Here is a 15,871-nt window from a genome sequence, read left to right on the forward strand (position 1 = left end):
AGGGGCACTGCAATTTTGCACTAATGTCCGCACATCAACCTTCAAATTATCGCAAAGGGGTCAGAGGGGCGGCACCTAAGGCTCGTAGCCAGTGGGTAGCCGGTGCCCGGGACCATTCCCTTTTTGTCAACTCAATTGAGAAAGCCGTTACGGTGCTTAATTCGTTCAGCCGCGAACGACCGCAACTGACGCACGCGGCAATTACCAAACTGACGGGTTTGGACAGGAGTGCAGCCCAGCGTTTTCTCTACACTCTGCATCAGCTTGGCTTACTGCGGAAGAACGAAAATACCGAACAGTATTCGTTATCTCCTCGGCTGCTCGAGTTCGCCTATGCTTATACTTACAGTGATGGATTAATCGAGCGAGCGCAGCCCTTTCTGGTCGAGGCGCATGAGAAGACGGGGGAAACTGTCAATCTAAATGTTCTAGAGGATACCGACGTCCTGCTGGTGTCGCGAATTCCCAGTCGGCACCTAGTTGCAATGAACATCCAGATCGGTTTTCGGATGCCAGCGCTCTATAGCGCCGCAGGTAGGGCGATTGTCGCTCGCCTTCCCGCAAAGGAGCGAGATTATATCTTTGGCGCTACAAAGTATCAGAAACATACGACTGAGGCGATCAGCAGTGCGAAGGAAATGCGTGGACTGATAGGAAAGGCCGCGAAAGAAGGGTACGTCGTATCGCAATCACAATTCTTCAAGGGCGATATTTCGGTGGGCGTGGCGATTGTCGATGGTTCAGATGCAGTGCTGGGTGCCCTCTGTCTTGCCGTCCCTAGTAGTCGAATGACCATTCAAGCTGCTCGGGACAAACTTGTGCCCGCCGCAATCACAGCGGCTCGGAAACTGTCGCTCGCAATGGGGGCTTATTGAGAAGCATATCTCCGGTAGACTTCCGCAAGGGCATGGAGGGTCTTGCGACCCTGGTGCGCGAGAGCATGGGTGCAGATCCGCACTCGGGAGTTGTCTATGTGTTCCGGGCCAAGCGGGCAAACCGAATCAAGCTGGTGTTCTGGGATGGAACGAGTCTTTGCCTGTTCGCCAACAGGCTCGAGGATGGGATCTTCCGCTGGCCGAAGATAGAGGACGGTGTGATGCGCCTGTCGGCGGCACAATTGTCGGCGCTGCTGGAAGGACTCGATTGGCGGCTTGTGCACGAGGCACGGGAGACGCCGGCGCCAGCGCAGCCCGGATAGCTGTTGACAGTGCTGCCGCGAAATGAATCAGGAGCGTCGGACGCGTCGCCAGATGGCGACGAATATGCTCTGATTTGGGTTGTGAAGGACGCCCTGCCTGACGATCTCGATACGCTGAAAGCGATGCTGCTGCCGAGCGGTGCGAGAGCGAACGGCTGCGTCAGATCATCAGGGAATTGCAGCGACATCGGTTTGGCCGGAGGGCAGAGACGCTGCCGGAAGATCAGATGTTGCTGGGCCTGGAAGACGTCGAGCAGGTTGCAGCATACAACGAGACGGCGCAGGACGAGAGTGCGCCTGAAGGCCGTGAGGCGCGGGCTCGCAAGCGCCGCGGCAACCGTGCCTTGCCGGCGTACCTGCCGCGGATCGAGATCGTCCTCGACATCGAGCACAAGACCTGTCCCTGCTGCCAGGGGCGAGTTGCACCGGATCGGCAAGGACCGAAGCGAGCGGCTGGACCTGGTCCCGGCGCAGTTCCGGATCCTCGTGACCCGGCGTCCCAAATACGCCTGTCGGGCTTGCGAGGACGGCGTCATACAACCGCCGGCCCCGGCCCGGCTGATGAGGGCGGACCGTCGCCCGGGTCCTGGTCTGCATCAGGATGGCACAAACCGTGTGCCTTATCCCGTCCACTGTTTATGCCGTTTGGTGATGCCGATCGCTTCTGACTTCTCGCGTTGATAGCTGAACTCGGTTGTATCGTGCAGCACAAGAACCAGACCTTCAGTGGCGGCGGCACGGTCACGTGTCGATCGGAAATGTCCGTAACCGTCCGGTGAGGGCCGCGGGATGATCGCGCGGTGCGGTGGCCCGATCAGGCTGCAGACTGAACGGGGCTATTCTTCCATTCCCAAGGCAGCAGCTCATTGACCCGACCTTGCGGGGTGCTGGCGATGCGGGCCAAGATGTCCGCCAGCCAGGCTTGCGGATCGATGTCGTTGAGCTTTGCCGTCATGATCAACGTCGCCATGATGGCGGCGCGGTCAGCGCCGCGTTCCGAGCCGGCGAACAGCCAGGACTTGCGGCCGAGAGCAAAGCCGCGCAGCGCGCGCTCCGCCGCATTGTTTGTCAGGCAGATCCGCCCTTCATCGATGAAGCGAGTGAACCGATCCCAGCGGCGCAGCATGTAGTCGATTGGCTTGGCGACCGATGAGGAGCTCGATAGCCGAGCACGCTGCTCGCGCAGCCACGCTTCCAGCACCGCCAGCAGGGGTGCGCTTTGCTCTTTGCGCACCCGTAGACGCTGTTCGGCGCCTTGGCCGTTGATGCCGCGCTCAATATCGAACAGTGCATCGATGCGCTTGACCGCCTCGAGGGCAATCGGCGAGATCGCCGCGGCATTCTTGTCTCGCCTCGCATTGGCGGCGACGTCCGCCAGCTCGAAGAACTGCCGCCTGGCGTGGGCCCAACAGAGTGCAGGCGTGACCGGTCCCTGTGTGCGCGCGGCGTCATACAGCTCGTTGTAGCCGCTATAGGCATCGGCCTGGAGGATACCGGAGAAGCTTTGAAGATGCCGTGTGGGATGCTCCTGCCGCCGGTCGCGCGAGGCGTAATAGAGCGCACCCGGGGGCGCCCGTCCGCCGAATGGCCGATCGTCGCGAACGTAGGTCCAGATGTGCCCCTTAACTGTCTGGCCCTTGGCCAGGATCGGCACCGTGGTGTCATCGCCGTGCAGCCGCTCGGCGGCGAGGACATGGCGCTCAATCAGCCCATAGATCGGCTGTAAGGCAGCCGCGCAGGCGCCGACCTGATCGGCCAGTGTCGACAGGCTCAGATCGATGCCCTCCCGGGCGTAGCGCTCGCTCTGCCGGTTCAAGGGCTGATGCTGGCCGAACTTCTCGAACAGGATCATGGCCAGCAGGTTGGGCCCGGCAAAGCCGCGCGGCGTCACGTGGAAGGGGGCCGGCGGCTGGGTGATCGTCTCACAGTCCCGGCATGAGAACTTCTCGCGCACCGTCTGGATCACCTTCCACTGCCGGGGAATGACCTCCAGCGTCTCGGTGATATCTTCGCCCAGCTTTGATAGCTTCGATGAGCCGCAGCAAGGGCAGCTCTGCGGTGCGGCGACCACGACACGCTCGCGCGGCAAACGGTCGGGGAACGGTTTGCGCGACGGACGCTTGCGCTGGAAGGATTGTACCGTCTGCGCCTTGGCTGCCGCCCTCTCAGCCGCCAACTCGTCTTCGGTTGCGGTTGCTTCCAGCTCTTCGAGTTCAAGCTCCATCTGTTCCAGGAGCCGTGCCTTGCGCTCCGAGCGGCTGCCATAAATCTGGCGACGCAGCTTCTCGATCTCGAGCTTGAGGTAACTGATCAGGGCCTCGGCCGCCTTCGCGTCGGCAGCTTCCGCTTTGGCGCTCGCCGCGACCGCTTCCGCTTGAAGACGAGCGGCGCGCTCCGCCAGGATCATCGCATGCGCGGCGGCAAGATCGGTGGGGAGCGATTCAGATGTGGTCACGACGATGATGGAATCACATCCATCACGATCCGCAAGCTCAAAGCCTCATCCGACCGATGTCGGCCGCCACGTCTCTTGTGGGTGCCGCCAGTCGATCCCGGACAAGAGATAACCGAGCTGCGCCGACGAGATCGTCACCACACCCTCCGCCGAGCTCGGCCAGATGAAGCGCCCCCGTTCCAGGCGTTTCGTGAACAAACAGGCGCCCTGGCCGTCATGCCAGATGACCTTCAAAAGATTGCCCCGGCGACCGCGGAAGCAAAACAGGTGGCCGCCAAGCGGGTCGCGATGCAAGATCTCCTGAACCCGCAAGGCTAGCGACGGAAAGCCCTTCCGCATGTCGGTATGGCCGGTCGCCAGCCATACCCGCACGCCGGCAGGCAACGGGATCATCGTGGCCGTCCATCAGCCAGCGCCGCCACGACTGCGCTCAGCGTCGTCGCGTCAACCGCGCCTGTGATCCGCATCCGAGCCCCGGCCGCGAACTCAATCTCGATCGCACCGCAGCTTCCTGAGGGCGCCCTCAACGGTTGCCGGTCTGGCGCAATGGAGACTGCCGCAAAACGGACCTCGTCATCCTGCCGCTGTATTGGCTCGGGCCCGCAAGCGAGGACGCCGGTCCGCGCCTGCCGTCGCCAAGCCGTAACCAAATTGCGGTGAACGTCATGCCGTCGAGCGACCTCGACAACACTAGCCCCCGGCGCCAGACTCTCCTCCACGATCCGAAGCTTCTCGGCACTCGTCCACCGCCGTCGCCGCTCAGGACCGGACAGAACCGTAACCGTCGTCACGTTTGCTCATTTGCTTGCGAATTAATGAGCAAACCATCTCACGCTCGAGCGCTATCCGGGAAGGCGGCCTTCACCGGAGGCTTACAAATGTCCGGCCAGAATGTCCACTTCGCTGACCCGGTCGTTAGAGAAGAAGCGGTAGGCTGCCTTGGTATTCGCCCAATCCTGGCAGACGAGCGGAATGCTTTGTCCCATGGCGCTTCCAATCTGCGTGAGCAGTTTGCGGAATCTGTCGCCGAGCCCCGCGTCCCTAAACTCGCATCCACTACTCTCTCATCAATCCAACATTCACCTCCCAACGACGGCAAACAGCCTTTTGCCGATCGATCCCTTAATGTCAGTGACCTTGCCCCCAAGTTTTATCCAGTCCTGAGTTCGCCCCGGCTGTTGGATTTACCCGAATGGGCGGTGGTAGCGACGGGAGCTGGTGCGGAGCCATCGTCATAGCGCAGCGCCAGATCCCGTCGCGGGTTGCAGGTGAAGGCAAACTCCGATGGTGTTTTCCATCCGAGTTGCGAGTGAGGTCGCGTATCGTTGTAGTCGGCCCGCCAATGTCCGAGTTCGACGCGGGCCTGGGCCAGCGACGTGAACAGCGTCTCGTTCAACAATTCGTCTCGGAGACGGCCATTGAAGCTTTCGATGAAGGCATTCTGCGTCGGCTTGCCGGGGGCGATGTAATGCCAGGCGACGCGGCTCTGATCGGCCCATGTCAGGATGGCGTTGCTGGTCAATTCGGTGCCGTTGTCGCTGACCACCATTTTGGGCTTGCCGCGCTCGATGATCAGCCGGTCCAGCTCCCGCGCCACCCGGGAGCCCGACAGCGAGGTGTCGGCCACCAACGCCAGGCATTCGCGCGTGCACTCGTCGACCACGGTCAGGATGCGGAAGCGGCGGCCATCGGTGAGCTGGTCCGAGACGAAGTCGAGCGACCAGCGGTCATTCGGCGCTATCGGCACCACCATCGGCGCAGCTGCACACAGCAACCAGCGACGATTCTCGGGGTGATCCGGGCCTCAAGAAGTGTCCTGAGAAAAAGCCGAGCAAGACACACCTTTGTTCTGGTTGGGTGGAATTGGTCGCAGCGCAAGAGGCAGGCGGCGGCTATAGTGACGACGACGAAGAGGACTGATCGATGGACGTAACACGCATCAAAGACGTGTTCGACCCATCAAAGGTCAATGGTCTTTGCACCGTAGTTGGTGCAGGGGCCACTGGCTCAGCGATGGTCAACGAGTTGACGCAAAGCCTCATGCTCAAGAACGTGGAAGTTTGGGACGAGGATAAGGTTGAGGACACGAACCTCGGCGCGCAACCGTATACCATAGGAAGTGATCGTACATTTTTCCATCACCGGAGCTAACTGGTCCCGAGCGCCCGCTTGCGGCCACCACGGCGACGGACCGCGAGCCTCTCTTCCCGGTAGAGCCGGAACAGTTTCTTGTGGTTGACCAGATAGCCCTCCCGCCTGAGCAGAACATGCAGGCGCCGATAGCCGAAGCGACGGCGCACCTCGGCAATCGCTCTCATGCGTTGGCGTAGGGCCGCGTCATCCGCCCGGGTCGTCCGATATCTGATGGTCATGCGGCAACAGCCGATGGCTTTACACGCCCGCCGTTCGCTCATCTCGTGGGCCTCCATGAGATGGGCGACAGCTTTCCGCTTCCCCGCGGGCGTCACCACTTCTTTCCCAGGAGGTCCTTTAACGCAGCATTGTCCAGCATGGCGTCGGCCAAAAGCCGCTTCAGCCGCGTGTTCTCATCCTCCAGCGTCCTCAGCCGCTTGGCCTCCGAGACCTCCATCCCGCCAAACTTGGCTTTCCATTTGTAGATGCTGGCATCGCTGACGCCGTGCTTCCGGCACAGATCGGCAACCGACACGCCAGCTTCGTGCTCCTTCAAAATCCCGATGATCTGCTCTTCCGTAAAGCGGCTGCGCTTCATGCTCTGGTCCTCATATGGGCCAGAGCGAACTTCAATCTGGATTAAGTCCAGGGGGCAAGGTCATCAGCCCCATAGAGCACCCCTCGCGAATCAGGTGCTCAGAAAGGAATCACAAGTGATTCTTTCGATTCAAGATTTCGCCGATCAGCGGATCAGCTCGAGTGGTCAAAGTTATGGGCAATTGAAAGCCTCACCGGAGGTTACTGCGGCGCGAGTTTGCGGACGAACAAACGTCGGCACGACAACTTTGGGCGACCATTGCGCAGATATGCAACGATAGCACGCCAACGTCTGGCGGTATCCGGCATCCGTGCCCGCTGTCGGCTCTTGGCGCGAACGAGCATCTCGCTGGCGCCCAGTCGATATCATCGAGCATGAGCGTCGCAACCTCGAGCCCGCAGGCCGAACTTGGCCAGATAGTCGCGCCGTCACAGATGGCGGACGATGGACCTCGGGGGGGCCACGCCGCGCTCGGATCGCAGGTAACATCGAACTTCTTGAAGATCTGTTCGTGCAGGGTGAGAGGCGGCAGCACCAACGGCGCGATCGCGCCTTCCTCGCGCAGCACCGACAGACGTTGACCTGCCACGGAGTCCGAAGCGACAATCTACAATTGGAACGCCAAATTCGGCGGCATGGATGTGTCTGAGGCCAAGCGGTCAAAGGCGCTGGAATAGGCGAACGCGAAGCTGAAGAAGCTTCTGGCGGAGCAGATGCTCGACGCGGCCGCCCTTCGCGAGCTGCTTTCAAAAATGGGAGGGCCGGCCGCTAAGCGCGCTGCGGTTGCGCATCTACAGGCCTCCAACAGCATGTCGGAAGGGGGGCCGGCGCGATCGTCCGAGCGGATCGGAAGACCATCCGTTATCACCACAGCCGGCCCTGAGGACGCGGCTCTGCGCGGCCGGTTGCGCGATCTCGCCAACAAGTGGCGGCGGTTCGGCTGCCGCCGGCTCTTCGGTTTACTGCGATGTGAGGGAGAGCCCTCGGGGATCAATCGGATCTATCGGCTTTATCATCTAGGGCTTACCGTCCGCAAGCGGCGGGCTCGCCGCAAAGCTGTGGAGACCCGTGCCGCGATCCTGTCGAGGCGAGGCCAACGCGCGTTGGTCGCTGGACTTCGTCCACGACCAGTTCGCCAACGGCCGGCGCTTCTGCATTCCCAACATCGGCGTCGACGTCACTAACGAATGCCTGGGCGCCATTCCGGAGACGTCGATCTCAGGACGGCGGGTCGCCCGCGAACCGACGGCAATGGTCAAGAGACGCGGCAAGCCAGGAATGATCGTGTCTGACCATGGCACCGAGTTCACCTGCAACGCCGTGCTCGCCTGGAGCAAGGACACAGTCATCGATTTGCACTTTATCGTGCCGGGAACGCCTTCATCGAGAGTCTTCATGGCCGGATCCGCGATGAACTGCTCAACGAGACCCTGTTCGTCGATCTGGATGACGCCCGCGCCAAGATCGCGAAGTGGGTCGCCTACTACAGTATCCGGCGGCCTCACTCGTCGCTGAAATACCTGACCCCGCGGCCTATGCCATCAAAAATGAGCCTGTGCTCGTGCCGATGTACCGCGTTTCAGTGGGAAGCCGCTCACTCAGGGGAAAGCAGGATTACGAACCGTGCTGGATTTCTCGAGCGTTTCAGCGCGGCCGCTTTCCTAAGGCCGTTGTGCTGCTGACCGCTAGCAGCATGTTGATCTCTGTTTCCCTTACTATTGAGAACTCCGTTGAGAGCATGAGAACCATCGAGCTGCACGCGGCGCATTTTTAAGAAACTGACGAAGCACGCCCGGCATTCCAGTTTGATATTGATTGCTGCGAGATGGTGTTGAGCTCGGCGGGGCACTCGATTGAGCTCCTCGGGGGTGACGGACACCTACAAACCAATGTGCAGCGCTCACGCTTCTTTCGGGAAGAATAGTCACCGCATTGGGCTCTGATCAATACCGTCATGGCTGTAAGTGCTTTGAACTCCCTAACACACGCCAAGTCCCCTAGGCGGCTCTCCGAGATTATCTCGGCGACAGTTCGCCGAAGCGCGACGCCGTCGTTGCTCGAGAATATCTGACCGCGCCCCGCCAATGAGTGACAGCCGCTTAGAATCAATCTTCCAGTTAGGTCGGCGCACTGTCCCTGCCGCGGGGCCTCCGCGCGGCTTTTTTCTAGTTTGATCTCGCGCCAGTCCTGGCCAGCGAGGGCGACAAGCGTTCTGTGTCTTGGGGCAAGGCCCCGAATCTCGCTCAACAGACCGCGTACCCGCCGAACTTTTTATCCTTTGAACTGATTAGGTTTTCACAGTCCACTTACCTTGCGTGGACCAAGTAAATATCCGCGCAGCTCCCTTTTTTACGAAGCCTGACAGTCGTCGCGCTCAGACGATTTTTGGAATCCTAGACCCTATGTTCGCCCTCTGAGGTGACGGGCGGCCCGCCCCGCGGCAAGCTCCTATCGAGGGTTGCGCCGGATGGTCCGGCGCCGAGCCTCAAGCATGGGGAGCGGGCCTGATGAACGATAGCATTTTCGTGGGGCTGGATGTGCACAAGGCGACGATTTCGGTTGCGGTGGCCGAAGGGATGCGCGGCGGGGAAGTTCGTAACTTCGGGATCATCCCCAATCACGCGGATCAGATCGACAAGCTGGCGAAGAAGCTTGGCAAGGGTGACCGGCAGGTAAGTTTTTGCTACGAAGCCGGACCCTGCGGATATGGCCTGCATCGCCAACTGACGGGACTGGGGCACAATTGCATCGTGGTAGCCCCCTCGCTGATCCCAATGAAGGCCGGGGATCGGATAAAAACCGACCGGCGCGATGCGGCGATGCTGGCCAAGCTGCACCGGAGCGGCGAGCTGACAGCGGTGTGGGTTCCGGATGCGGCGCATGAGGCCATGCGCGACTTGGTGAGAGCCCGCGCCACAGCGATGCGTGTGCTCGGCAAGGCGCGGCAACATCTCCAAGGCTTCCTGCTGCGGCATGGGCGCATCTATGCCGGGAAGAAGGGGTGGACCCTGGCTTATCGTCGCTGGCTCACCACGGTGCGCTTCGATCACCCGGCAAGCCAAATCGTTCTGCAGGACTACATTCATGCCATGACCGACGCTGAGGCCCGTGTGGATTGCTTGACCAAGCGGATCGAAGAGCTGGCGCCACAATGGTCGATGACGCCATTCGTTGAGGCCGTGCAGGCCATGCGCGGCGTCGCCTTCATCGTTGCCGTGACGGTGGTTGCTGAGGTCGGCGACTTCTCCCGCTTCGACAATCCCCGCCAGTTGATGGCCTTTCTCGGTCTCGTGCCGTCGGAGCATTCGAGCGGCGCCACCATCCGACGCGGCGGCATCACCAAGGCTGGCAACGCTCTGGCCAGGCGGGCTCTGATCGAGGGGGCATGGACCTATCGCATGCAAGCCCGCGTCAGTCGCAAGCTCCATGACCGTAACGAGCGTCTGCCACAAGCTATCCGCGATATCGCCTGGAAGGCCCAGGTCAGGCTGTGCGCCCGCTATCGCCGCTTGTCGGCGAGCGGCAAACCTAAGGTGATCGTCACCACCGCCATTGCACGCGAGATGGTCGGCTTCCTGTGGGCGATCACTCGCCAAGTACAACTCGGGCCGGCCGCCTGAAGAGCGCTGCTCGACCATATCGGTGCCCAGGGCAGGAGGCAGGGCGCGGTGGGGAATCCTCGTGGCCTGTTATGAGCCGGCATCGCCGACGCTCGCCCCCTAGACCGAGGCAGCCCCAAGACGAAACCACGGTCATGCGGTACCCAACCCGCGCATGAGAGCTTGATCAACCGTCGTCTTTGGCTCTGCCTCCTACCGTGGGCACCTTCGAAGTCCAGCGTCCGGGCGCTCAGCCGGAAGCGGCTCCGCTTGATCGAGTCCCTTGACAGCAAACATGAGAGCAGGCTGTTGAAGAAACTCAGCCGCGTTCGCAAACGAAGGCTGAATCGTCGCCAGTGTGTATGTAGAAATGGCCGACGAGCCTGCCCGCAGTGCCGATCATAGCCCATCCGCGACCGCAGGCGGGGTCGTTCCCATCGTGCCCTTCCCATGAGAACTCCGCGCAAGCCGAACCGTCTCGCGCGCCGTAGCGGACATCGAGGAAGCTCTTCAGCGCACCGAAGGCAATTTCACCGTCGGACTTGCCCTTGAAGGTGAGATGCGCCTGTTCGACGAGATCGAGGAAGTCGCTGTCGCAGTTGTCCATTTCGACGATGCGCCAGCGGCCAGCAAAGGCCTTGGCGAAGCCGGGCACCTTGGCCATCAGCCGGCCTCCGCGATCAGCTTGGGCAGCCGCACCAGATCGTAGGCGGCGGCAGCGAAGGTAAAGGCCCATCCGACGCGTTCACGGCCACCGAATCGGGTTTTCTCTTGCCCGGCGACCGTCTTGATCCAGCCGAATGCCTCCTCGATGCGCTTGCGGATGCGCTGACTGATGGCATAGCCGCCGTGCCGTGCCGTGCCGGGCCGTTCGCCCGTCGATCGCAGAGCTGCGGCCGCTGGTGTTTTGCGCAACATGCGGTGTCACGCTCATCGAGCGCAGCTCGTTGACGAAGTCTTCTGCGTCGTAGGCTTTGTCGGCGCCAAGCGTGATCGCTGTTGGCCGGTCGGCACGCGGTTCGATCATGTGCAGCGCGGCCACCCGTTCGGCATGCCCGTCGGGCCGCGTCAAGCAGGCGCCGACCAGCAGGCCGTGGCGGTTCTCCATCAGCCCATGCCCGATGAAGCACAGCTTCGTCTCCTTGCCCTTTCCCTTGCGGTAGAGACTGGCATCCGGATCGGTGGTCGAAGCATGGGTGTCGTTTGAGCGTTTCTGGCCATGGAAGTGCGCTTCGGCATTGCGCCCGCCGCCTTGCGCCGGCGGCTCGCCAGAGCCATCCTTCGGCTTCACGCTCTTCATCGAGGCCCAGGCCTCGATCAGCGTGCCATCGACCGAGAAGTGATCGCTCGACAGCAACTTCTTCACCTTGGGCTGCGCCAGCACCGCCGCCAGGAACTTGGCAGCGATGTCGCCTTCCAGCAACCGGTCGCGGTTCTTCGAGAACACCGAATGATCCCAGGCTGCGTCGTCAACGCCAATTCCGACGAACCAGCGGAACAGCAGGTCGTATTCCAGCCGCTCCATCAAAAGCCGCTCCGAGCGGATCGAATTAAAACGCCTGCAACAGCATCGCCCGCAGCAGCTTCTCCGGCGGGATCGACGGCCCCGGCGAATAGAGCGCGGCAAACTCGCGCTCCAGCGTCGACAGCGCCTCGTTCACGATCGTCCGGATCGCTCGCAGCGGATGGTCACGCCGCACCCGCGCCTCCCGATCGACGTAGCTGAACAGCTCGCCCGTTCGATTGTCGCCGCCGCGCACGCATCATCTCCGAATCTCGTCGGAGCCAATGAATCACGGTCGCTGGTCGGCGGCGAGCACCTTTTTCAACGGCCTGCTCTCATGTTTGCTGTCAAGGGACTCGATCAAGCGGAGCCGCTTCCGGCTGAGCGCCCGGACGCTGGACTTCGAAATCGCGGATAGCTTGTGGCAGACGCTCGTTACGGTCATGGAGCTTGCGACTGACGCGGGCTTGCATGCGATAGGTCCATGCCCCCTCGATCAGAGCCCGCCTGGCCAGAGCGTTGCCAGCCTTGGTGATGCCGCCGCGTCGGATGGTGGCGCCGCTCGAATGCTCCGACGGCACGAGACCGAGAAAGGCCATCAACTGGCGGGGATTGTCGAAGCGGGAGAAGTCGCCGACCTCAGCAACCACCGTCACGGCAACGATGAAGGCGACGCCGCGCATGGCCTGCACGGCCTCAACGAATGGCGTCATCGACCATTGTGGCGCCAGCTCTTCGATCCGCTTGGTCAAGCAATCCACACGGGCCTCAGCGTCGGTCATGGCATGAATGTAGTCCTGCAGAACGATTTGGCTTGCCGGGTGATCGAAGCGCACCGTGGTGAGCCAGCGACGATAAGCCAGGGTCCACCCCTTCTTCCCGGCATAGATGCGCCCATGCCGCAGCAGGAAGCCTTGGAGATGTTGCCGCGCCTTGCCGAGCACACGCATCGCTGTGGCGCGGGCTCTCACCAAGTCGCGCATGGCCTCATGCGCCGCATCCGGAACCCACACCGCTGTCAGCTCGCCGCTCCGGTGCAGCTTGGCCAGCATCGCCGCATCGCGCCGGTCGGTTTTTATCCGATCCCCGGCCTTCATTGGGATCAGCGAGGGGGCTACCACGATGCAATTGTGCCCCAGTCCCGTCAGTTGGCGATGCAGGCCATATCCGCAGGGTCCGGCTTCGTAGCAAAAACTTACCTGCCGGTCACCCTTGCCAAGCTTCTTCGCCAGCTTGTCGATCTGATCCGCGTGATTGGGGATGATCCCGAAGTTACGAACTTCCCCGCCGCGCATCCCTTCGGCCACCGCAACCGAAATCGTCGCCTTGTGCACATCCAGCCCCACGAAAATGCTATCGTTCATCAGGCCCGCTCCCCATGCTTGAGGCTCGGCGCCGGACCATCCGGCGCAACCCTCGATAGGAGCTTGCCGCGGGGCGGGCCGCCCGTCACCTCAGAGGGCGAACATAGGGTCTAGATTGTTTCTGCTCAGAGCGATGGTGCCGCTTCGAGCGGCGGCCAATAGGTACAATTCCGATCTGGTATCGACGAGTCTGAAATTGGTATTGGAATGACGGGAGGGCGATTGATCACAATTGGAGCCTACTAGATAAGGGGATCTACGTGTAGTTGCGGAAGCTACATGGCTTGCGGTTCCACGGCGTTGATCCGGAATAGGCACCGCCAGCGCGAGCTGGATTGTGATTCTGAACATTGTGTTTGAGCATCTCAGGTGGGGTCCTGACGTGGTGATTAGCCGACGCGCAGAAATCGAACGACAAAGCTTCGACATCGACTGAATGGCCGCCAAGCGCGCTTGGTGAGGGTGCAGACCCTCTCAGGAGAAGTGTGAGCTTCGGGGTCTGTGGGGATATTCGGTGCCATCTTTCAAGATAAGTTCAGTCTCCGATACTCGTCTGGTGGAGGGATGGAACGCGCCGAGTCGTCCGGAAGAGCCCTTGAAGACTTTCGAGTCGGAGCCATTTTTGGAGACAACGATCCTTGGCGGACCAGATGCAGGGGAGGCAGCCGATGCGTCATTGGCCTGATACTGCACGTCCTAATACGCGGCTCTTCGTTAAGAATGCGATACTGGCAGGCCTCTCCCTCCAAGATCTCGCGGCAATAAGGCGGCTCCTAGAGCCGATCGTGCTGAGGGAACGTATGGTTCTGCACGAACCGAAAAAGAAGGTTGATTACGTCTATTTTGTAGAGTCAGGTCTCATCTCGCTAAGGATTGTCGCTGCTGGAAGTATCCTCGAAACGGCGGTGATAGGATATCAGGGCGCTGTTGGCGCTTCAGTCCTATTGGGAGCGCATCTTACCACCCGCCAGTCCGTTGTACTGATTCCGGGCAGCGCTCACCGAATCCGTGTCGAGGATCTCCGTCGTGCAATAGACGAGCGCTTTGATATACGGGATCATCTCCTGCAGTACGTCCAAGCGCTATATTTGCATAGTGCCCAGACGGGATTGTGCGGGGTTTGGCACGATCGCGAAAAGCGCCTCGCATCCTGGCTCTGCTTGGCGAGTGATGCTGTTGATGCGCATGTGCTTCCAGTGACCCATGACTATCTCTCATCCGTCTTGGGATTGCGTCGCGCTGGCGTGACGGAGACCTTAATTCGATTCGAAGAACAAGGCCTAATTCGTAAGATGCGCGGCGTCTTGCAGATCGATGAACGCAAGTGCCTCGAGCAAAGGGCGTGCAGTTGCTACAAGGTCATTTCTGACGCTTATCCATCCCCAGAGTTGACTGCGCAAAAAGAGTCTGCGGGCTAGCACTACTTTGGCAGAACGTATTTTCGCCGCTGTTTTTCAAGGATTTGCTTTCGGCAATATGGGGGCACTGCTGAGAACGGCCGAAGGATGAGATCGATGATGGCGTGACGTACGGCGGGCATTGTTGGTTGAGGCGGAGGCCCGGTGATTCTTATTTTTCGCCCCGCGTATGCGAGGCGACGATGTTGCAGGAAGGCCTAGGAAATCATTGTCATAAGCGTGTGGCGATGAAGACCTTGCCATGATCGCCCTTCGAAGTGATCAAGTCCAAGCTCCTCCTTCAACTGTTGATGCGCTTGCTCACAAATCCACCGTGCCTTGATGGGGTGGCGGCCAGCGTGCGCAGATCCGTCCTCGCCGGAAGATAGCGAGATAGTATTTCTTCTCCCCGGAGGCACGTTGCTCGCCAATGAGCCAGGCTTCGTCGCCTGGGAAGATGCTGCTGACCTTTATCCCATATCCGCTGCGGAGGGCCGTCGGCGGTGCGGACACGGAGAGCAGCAAATCGGGCTTTGAGTCGACCTTTCGTCCCGCTACGCCAACACACGGTTGGCCATTTGGCGCTCGCCAGCATTTGTTGTGCCGCAATCGATAAGATATCGGGCACGTGGTGCTTTCGTCTTTTGCCACGGATTTTGGTGATCGGCCAAATGAGCTTCACATCGACCGGATACACTTTCTGGTGCCGAGGGATACCGACAGCCCAGGCCAGCGCGCGCTCTGTTAGCCCTTGTCGAAACGGTGCGCTGAGGCCGTATCCTGCATCCGCCAGCACACATCCAAAGCGCATGTTGGCTGCCATCGCGGGGTCAATCTCGGCCAAAGCGATCTCCGGCTTGGATCGTGGCGTTCGGTGTTCGGTTGGCACGCGAGCGCGCTTCAAACGAGGCATGTCGCTTGTCCAGCTGTCAGGCAGAAAGAGACGTAACGCGACCATCACTGGCACTTCGCCGCGCGCAAGCGTCAAAGACACCAGGGTTTGGCAATTTGCGGTTTACCGAGAGCCGACGCGTATTGAGCCGCAACACCGACCGAGCGCTCACCTTTCTTGGGCAGTGAAGTGTCAAGTGTTCCGCCTGGTTGAGCAGCTCTGTCTCCAGCGGCGTCGCGTCCCAGACACCGTCCGCAATGAAATGGTGCAACTGATCGTAGTTGCTCGTGGCAAGGCGTTCCGCGATCGGCTGAACGCTCTTGCGATCGCCAGGACCGATCAAACCCGCAACATACAGAGGATACATTCGCTGCCCGTCTTATGACCCAGCCGGTCCAACAACGGCATCAGCCAGCGTTCGAGTTCGTCTTCCCATCCCGGCATGGTCAGCCCTCCAAGAGCCGACCACCCATGAATCATTAAAAAATTGATTCGGGAATCCTATAAATCAACAATCTGCCGAAGTAGTGCTAGCAAAGCGAGCTGCGCGTTTACTTCTCCAGTTCTTCCTCAGACATGCTTCCATTGCACTTTCGCGCCCACGTGTCCTGTCGGCGGTGCGCGTACGCGCCTGCGAACACTTGCGACAGTCAGCTGCAGGATCATGTTGATGTCGTCGAAAGGGACGAAATGTACAGAACGCGCCGTTCTGAATCGGCGCACGTACGAAT

Annotated in this window: 14 protein-coding genes and 5 pseudogenes; 7 read left to right on the top strand and 12 right to left on the bottom strand. The window is 60.6% G+C overall.

Going from position 1 to position 15,871, the window contains the following annotated elements; translation table 11 throughout:
• The first annotated feature begins 23 nt into the window (after nucleotides 1-23).
• The 3 genes and pseudogenes from ACNJX8_RS09285 to ACNJX8_RS09295 all read left to right on the top strand — a co-directional run.
• Nucleotides 24-875 carry an IclR family transcriptional regulator gene (locus tag ACNJX8_RS09285; RefSeq protein WP_439360358.1) on the top strand — a complete coding sequence of 284 codons (852 nt, stop codon included), beginning with the start codon at nucleotides 24-26 and terminating at the stop codon, nucleotides 873-875.
• A complete protein-coding gene (gene tnpB, locus ACNJX8_RS09290) occupies nucleotides 872-1,198 on the top strand; it encodes an IS66 family insertion sequence element accessory protein TnpB (RefSeq protein ID WP_439360359.1) in 327 nt (108 codons plus the stop codon). Before ACNJX8_RS09285 ends, tnpB (ACNJX8_RS09290) begins: the two co-directional genes overlap by 4 nt.
• 123 nt (nucleotides 1,199-1,321) lie before the next feature.
• Nucleotides 1,322-1,762: pseudogene (locus tag ACNJX8_RS09295) on the top strand (IS66 family transposase zinc-finger binding domain-containing protein); the annotation flags it as partial.
• Nucleotides 1,763-2,012: 250 nt separating this feature from the next.
• Here the strand turns inward: ACNJX8_RS09295 and tnpC are convergent.
• The 5 genes and pseudogenes from tnpC to ACNJX8_RS09320 all read right to left on the bottom strand — a co-directional run.
• A complete protein-coding gene (tnpC, locus tag ACNJX8_RS09300) occupies nucleotides 2,013-3,605 on the bottom strand; it encodes an IS66 family transposase (protein WP_439361858.1) in 1,593 nt (530 codons plus the stop codon).
• Nucleotides 3,606-3,698: 93 nt separating this feature from the next.
• On the bottom strand, nucleotides 3,699-4,046 hold the full coding sequence (tnpB, locus tag ACNJX8_RS09305; protein WP_439360360.1) for an IS66 family insertion sequence element accessory protein TnpB: 348 nt from the start codon (nucleotides 4,044-4,046) through the stop codon (nucleotides 3,699-3,701).
• Complete coding sequence (tnpA, locus tag ACNJX8_RS09310) at nucleotides 4,043-4,444, bottom strand: IS66-like element accessory protein TnpA (RefSeq protein WP_439360361.1); 402 nt, start codon at nucleotides 4,442-4,444, stop codon at nucleotides 4,043-4,045. The genes tnpB (ACNJX8_RS09305) and tnpA overlap by 4 nt, the downstream gene beginning before the upstream one ends.
• Nucleotides 4,445-4,525: 81 nt before the next feature.
• Nucleotides 4,526-4,663 (bottom strand): IS4/Tn5 family transposase DNA-binding protein, encoded by a 138-nt coding sequence (locus ACNJX8_RS09315; protein ID WP_439361859.1) that lies wholly within the window; start codon nucleotides 4,661-4,663, stop codon nucleotides 4,526-4,528.
• Between the two features lie 140 nt (nucleotides 4,664-4,803).
• Nucleotides 4,804-5,415 (bottom strand): annotated as a pseudogene (locus ACNJX8_RS09320) (integrase core domain-containing protein); the annotation flags it as partial.
• A gap of 161 nt (nucleotides 5,416-5,576) precedes the next feature.
• Here ACNJX8_RS09320 and ACNJX8_RS09325 point away from each other — a divergent pair.
• Nucleotides 5,577-5,804, top strand: coding sequence for a hypothetical protein (locus ACNJX8_RS09325; protein WP_439360362.1), 228 nt, complete (start codon nucleotides 5,577-5,579; stop codon nucleotides 5,802-5,804).
• A gap of 2 nt (nucleotides 5,805-5,806) precedes the next feature.
• On the opposite strand, the pseudogene ACNJX8_RS09330 reads toward ACNJX8_RS09325, so the two are convergent.
• Nucleotides 5,807-6,384, bottom strand: a pseudogene (locus ACNJX8_RS09330) (transposase); the annotation flags it as partial.
• A 593-nt stretch (nucleotides 6,385-6,977) separates the two neighbouring features.
• On the opposite strand from ACNJX8_RS09330, the pseudogene ACNJX8_RS09335 reads away from it, so the two are divergent.
• Together ACNJX8_RS09335 and ACNJX8_RS09340 are read left to right on the top strand one after the other, a co-directional pair.
• A pseudogene (locus ACNJX8_RS09335) lies at nucleotides 6,978-7,913 on the top strand (IS3 family transposase); the annotation flags it as partial.
• Nucleotides 7,914-8,891: 978 nt separating this feature from the next.
• Complete coding sequence (locus ACNJX8_RS09340; RefSeq protein WP_128943091.1) at nucleotides 8,892-10,004, top strand: IS110 family transposase; 1,113 nt, start codon at nucleotides 8,892-8,894, stop codon at nucleotides 10,002-10,004.
• A 298-nt stretch (nucleotides 10,005-10,302) separates the two neighbouring features.
• On the opposite strand, the gene ACNJX8_RS09345 is transcribed toward ACNJX8_RS09340, so the two are convergent.
• The 4 genes and pseudogenes from ACNJX8_RS09345 to ACNJX8_RS09360 all read right to left on the bottom strand — a co-directional run.
• A complete protein-coding gene (locus ACNJX8_RS09345) occupies nucleotides 10,303-10,647 on the bottom strand; it encodes a hypothetical protein (RefSeq protein ID WP_439360363.1) in 345 nt (114 codons plus the stop codon).
• 81 nt (nucleotides 10,648-10,728) lie between these two features.
• Complete coding sequence (locus ACNJX8_RS09350) at nucleotides 10,729-11,610, bottom strand: IS5 family transposase (protein ID WP_439360344.1); 882 nt, start codon at nucleotides 11,608-11,610, stop codon at nucleotides 10,729-10,731.
• Nucleotides 11,534-11,743: a hypothetical protein gene (locus ACNJX8_RS09355; protein ID WP_439360345.1), complete on the bottom strand. Its 210-nt coding sequence runs from the start codon at nucleotides 11,741-11,743 to the stop codon at nucleotides 11,534-11,536. The genes ACNJX8_RS09350 and ACNJX8_RS09355 overlap by 77 nt, the downstream gene beginning before the upstream one ends.
• A 151-nt stretch (nucleotides 11,744-11,894) precedes the next feature.
• A pseudogene (locus ACNJX8_RS09360) lies at nucleotides 11,895-12,851 on the bottom strand (IS110 family transposase); the annotation flags it as partial.
• A gap of 800 nt (nucleotides 12,852-13,651) precedes the next feature.
• Here ACNJX8_RS09360 and ACNJX8_RS09365 point away from each other — a divergent pair.
• The gene (locus ACNJX8_RS09365) at nucleotides 13,652-14,269 is read left to right on the top strand and encodes a Crp/Fnr family transcriptional regulator (RefSeq protein WP_439360364.1); all 618 of its coding nucleotides are present in this window, start codon (nucleotides 13,652-13,654) and stop codon (nucleotides 14,267-14,269) included.
• 280 nt (nucleotides 14,270-14,549) lie between these two features.
• On the opposite strand, the gene ACNJX8_RS09370 is transcribed toward ACNJX8_RS09365, so the two are convergent.
• Nucleotides 14,550-15,206 carry a transposase gene (locus tag ACNJX8_RS09370; RefSeq protein ID WP_439360365.1) on the bottom strand — a complete coding sequence of 219 codons (657 nt, stop codon included), beginning with the start codon at nucleotides 15,204-15,206 and terminating at the stop codon, nucleotides 14,550-14,552.
• Nucleotides 15,178-15,507 (bottom strand): transposase, encoded by a 330-nt coding sequence (locus ACNJX8_RS09375; protein ID WP_439360366.1) that lies wholly within the window; start codon nucleotides 15,505-15,507, stop codon nucleotides 15,178-15,180. The genes ACNJX8_RS09370 and ACNJX8_RS09375 overlap by 29 nt, the downstream gene beginning before the upstream one ends.
• Nucleotides 15,508-15,871: the final 364 nt, after the last annotated feature.

Source organism: Bradyrhizobium sp. SPXBL-04 (genome assembly GCF_051853035.1).
In the GTDB taxonomy this organism is placed as follows: domain Bacteria; phylum Pseudomonadota; class Alphaproteobacteria; order Rhizobiales; family Xanthobacteraceae; genus Bradyrhizobium; species Bradyrhizobium zhanjiangense.

Excerpts from the sequence above, each read along its gene's own strand:
- ACNJX8_RS09325 (WP_439360362.1), top strand. The coding sequence starts at position 5,577 with ATGGACGTAACACGCATCAAAGACGTGTTCGACCCATCAAAGGTCAAT.
- tnpC (WP_439361858.1), bottom strand. The coding sequence starts at position 3,605 with ATGATCCTGGCGGAGCGCGCCGCTCGTCTTCAAGCGGAAGCGGTCGCG.
- ACNJX8_RS09375 (WP_439360366.1), bottom strand. The coding sequence starts at position 15,507 with ATGTATCCTCTGTATGTTGCGGGTTTGATCGGTCCTGGCGATCGCAAG.
- ACNJX8_RS09370 (WP_439360365.1), bottom strand. The coding sequence starts at position 15,206 with ATGGTCGCGTTACGTCTCTTTCTGCCTGACAGCTGGACAAGCGACATG.
- ACNJX8_RS09345 (WP_439360363.1), bottom strand. The coding sequence starts at position 10,647 with ATGGCCAAGGTGCCCGGCTTCGCCAAGGCCTTTGCTGGCCGCTGGCGC.
- ACNJX8_RS09340 (WP_128943091.1), top strand. The coding sequence starts at position 8,892 with ATGAACGATAGCATTTTCGTGGGGCTGGATGTGCACAAGGCGACGATT.
- ACNJX8_RS09365 (WP_439360364.1), top strand. The coding sequence starts at position 13,652 with ATGGTTCTGCACGAACCGAAAAAGAAGGTTGATTACGTCTATTTTGTA.
- tnpB (WP_439360360.1), bottom strand. The coding sequence starts at position 4,046 with ATGATCCCGTTGCCTGCCGGCGTGCGGGTATGGCTGGCGACCGGCCAT.
- ACNJX8_RS09285 (WP_439360358.1), top strand. The coding sequence starts at position 24 with ATGTCCGCACATCAACCTTCAAATTATCGCAAAGGGGTCAGAGGGGCG.